This window comes from Sulfurovum sp. (genome assembly GCF_041551015.1).
Classification (GTDB): Bacteria; Campylobacterota; Campylobacteria; order Campylobacterales; family Sulfurovaceae; genus Sulfurovum.
Map to the genome: position 1 here is coordinate 1 of NZ_JBFENQ010000180.1, position 3,064 is coordinate 3,064.

Consider the following 3,064-nt stretch of genomic DNA (forward strand, 5'->3'; position numbering starts at 1 on the left):
ATATGAAACTTTGGTTGCACAAAGGTGTCATGCTCAAATCTAATGTTAGAGTGATGGGAAGAACACACACAACAGAAGCTACAAATATTCAATTCAATATTTCTATATCGGATGATGATCTTAAACTACCAGACTTCCCTATAAAAACCATGGAAGAAAAGATGCAAGAGGACAATGTTAATACACCATCTAAAATGCCCCAAATGACACCTGAGCAAATGCAGCAAATGCAAGAGATGATGAAAAGTTTCACCCAAAAATAAAAGGAAAAAAGCTATGAAGAATGTACTTATTATAAACGGTCATCAAAGATACGATCAGATCGCTGAAGGTAAATTAACCAAACTATTTATAGAAACTGCAAACGACTTTTTTGCTGAAAATGGCTTTAATGTTAAACACAGTGTCATTGAGAGTGCATATAATGTTAATGATGAACTTGAAAAACTTGCATGGGCGGATTATATTGTATTTCAATATCCTGTCTACTGGATGGGCGTTCCATGGATCACTAAAAAATACATCGATGAAGTATTCTCTGGCGGTATGAATACTGTAACCTTTGTTAATGATGGAAGAAGTAGAGAAGATGCTTCTAAAAAGTATGGTAGTGGGGGCTTAATGCAAGGTAAAAAATATATGTTCAGTTTAACCTATAATTGTCCAGATACAGAGTTTAACAATAAAGATGGTTTTTTTGATGGACTCTCTTTAGATGAAGCTAATGTTGCAACACATAAACTGTTCCAGTTTTGCGGTGCAGATCCACTTGAGTCATACGCTATACATGATGTATTTAAAGAGAACTTAGATATAGATTCTGAGCTTAAACGGTTTAAGGATACACTGAAAAAAAATTTTATAACCAGTTAATAGGTATCTTTTATGTTGTTACATCTCTTTGAGATGTGACAGTACTATTCTCTTCTCATTTCCACTAAAAGTATATGTACATGACTCAACGCTTCAACATTCAAATCTTCACCTGAAACCTCAGCAGCATCACCCTCTTTAAAGTCTAGACCATTGATCTTTGCCTCACCTTCCATAACCTTCACATAAAGCTGTCTTTTTTCTCCAAGTTCAAAGCTAAGACTTTTGTTTTTCTCTAATTCGGAGACATACATGTTGGCATCTTGGTAAATGGGTATGGAAGTGTCCGTTTCATCTGAACCAACCAAATGCAACCACTTATTATGACGTGTTTCAGGGTCAAAGACTTTAGAACCGTATCTTGGTTCTAGGTCTTTAGCATCGGGGAGTATCCAGGTTTGTATAAGGTGTAATTCTTCATTACCTTCATTTTTCTCAGAGTGTGTGATACCAGTACCTGCACTAAGGTACTGTACAGCACCACGGCCCAAACGCTCTTTGTTTCCCATACTGTCTTGATGTGTCAACTCACCCCGTATAACATAGGTAATGATCTCCATATCCTGGTGAGGATGTGTGTCAAAACCTGTGTGCACCTGAATGATGTCATCGTTCATGACTCGTAAGGCACCGTAATGCATATTTGTTCTGTCATGATACTCTGCAAATGAAAAGTGAAACCGACTTTTAAGCCAACCATGGTCAGCCTTATAGAGGGTATTAAAAGGAATATGAGTCGTCAAAATGCCAGGCTTCTAAACAATCCCAAAATGATTCACCTTTTATATCATCTTTTACTTCATCAACTCGTGTTGTTTCAATGTCATAGAGATATTTATCATACACTGTTTCTCTCTCATGCTTTAGTGGTGTAGCGCATTGGCATGTTTGATACCATTCAAGTGTATCACCATCTGTCTTCCGTGCTTTTTGCATCGCATTCACGATATATGAACCATCCGGCTCCTGATCAGCAATACTTCCATCTGTTAAAGCCGTAAAAAAAGCTTTCATTTTGAGTTTGTCTATTTTTGCCTTTACTTTGTATAACATTTAGAACACCTTTCACACTTATTGATTTATCATATCAATACACTATGTACTGTATATGTAAAAATTGTATAATACATTACATTATAATAAGGCATACAATGAATATTACCTATCAACTCACACAAGAGGAATACTTGCAAGCCGTAAACCTGCACCACAAAAAAGGAAACAGACTTATTATGCTTGCTATTTATATAACATTGGCAACTATTATAGTCGTAGTAGGAACTGATTTTTCAAATACCAGTGAAATCACAACTAACGTTATCGCTGCATTCTTTTCCATCTCTTTTTACATGCTCTTTGTACGTATGCTATCTGTCTATCAAGCTAAAAGCGTTTATCAAAAAAGTGCTACTTTACCCTATGAGATCACACTACATATATCTGGAAAAGGCATCAAGTTAGATAAAAATAGCAATAAGGGTTCTATACCATGGAGTGCATTTAGCAAGTGGAAAAATGATGAGGATTTTTTTCTTCTCTATACAAACCCTCGTAGATTTAATGTCATTCCTATCCGTGCCATGAGTGAGACACAAAAAAAAGAATTTGACGCATATCTTGAGAAATACATTCCTCAAGATTGACTTATATCATTGGGATGGCCCATTGTTTATAATATGCAATCAGTCTAAGTACAATACCTACTGCAAACACCATACTCATGGTGTAAAAAGATATCAGACCATAAAGATTTAATATATAAAGAGTCAAACCTATAAGAAGTGCGATCGTTCCGTAAAATCCTGTTTTGAGTACAAAAGGGATCTCATTGATGATCACATCTCTGATGATACCTCCCCCTACTGCCGTTACAAAGGCTAAAGCCAACACACCTGTAAGATTAAGCTCCGCCTGTATAGCGATCAGTGCACCCGTGATACTAAAAGAGATGAGACCTATGGAGTCACTAAGTATAAACAGTGGTTTGTTCTCTATACTGTCTCTTTTGTTAAATCTAAAAAGAATCAGCAAGATCATCACAATGAGGATCGTAAGTGCAGGCGTATTGTGTGTAAACGTATAAGGTGTTTTATCTACAGCGATATCTCTAATGAGCCCTCCGCCAAGTGCAGTAAGAAATACAGAGATCAATGTACCCAGAAAATCCAGTTTATTTCGTACTGCCACAAAA

6 protein-coding genes are annotated in these 3,064 nt (G+C 36.3%); 3 read left to right on the forward strand and 3 right to left on the reverse strand.

Features of this window, described 5'->3' with window-relative positions:
* Both ABZC96_RS09375 and ABZC96_RS09380 read left to right on the forward strand, forming a co-directional pair.
* Window positions 1–263 (forward strand): hypothetical protein (locus ABZC96_RS09375; RefSeq protein WP_373030680.1); only part of this gene is annotated, 263 nt, incomplete at its 5' end.
* Window positions 264–276: 13 nt separating this feature from the next.
* Window positions 277–873: an NAD(P)H-dependent oxidoreductase gene (locus tag ABZC96_RS09380; protein ID WP_373030682.1), complete on the forward strand. Its 597-nt coding sequence runs from the start codon at window positions 277–279 to the stop codon at window positions 871–873.
* Window positions 874–917: 44 nt separating this feature from the next.
* Here ABZC96_RS09380 and ABZC96_RS09385 read toward each other — a convergent pair whose 3' ends face one another.
* Both ABZC96_RS09385 and ABZC96_RS09390 read right to left on the reverse strand, forming a co-directional pair.
* Window positions 918–1,616, reverse strand: coding sequence for a pirin family protein (locus ABZC96_RS09385; RefSeq protein WP_373030684.1), 699 nt, complete (start codon window positions 1,614–1,616; stop codon window positions 918–920).
* Window positions 1,594–1,926: a hypothetical protein gene (locus ABZC96_RS09390; protein WP_373030686.1), complete on the reverse strand. Its 333-nt coding sequence runs from the start codon at window positions 1,924–1,926 to the stop codon at window positions 1,594–1,596. The genes ABZC96_RS09385 and ABZC96_RS09390 overlap by 23 nt, the downstream gene beginning before the upstream one ends.
* A gap of 98 nt (window positions 1,927–2,024) precedes the next feature.
* Between ABZC96_RS09390 and ABZC96_RS09395 the strand changes: the two genes are divergently transcribed.
* Window positions 2,025–2,516, forward strand: a complete 492-nt coding sequence (locus ABZC96_RS09395; protein ID WP_373030688.1) for a YcxB family protein — start codon at window positions 2,025–2,027, stop codon at window positions 2,514–2,516.
* A 1-nt stretch (window position 2,517) separates the two neighbouring features.
* Here the strand turns inward: ABZC96_RS09395 and ABZC96_RS09400 are convergent.
* A partial coding sequence (locus tag ABZC96_RS09400; protein ID WP_373030690.1) for a trimeric intracellular cation channel family protein occupies window positions 2,518–3,064 on the reverse strand: 547 nt, incomplete at its 5' end.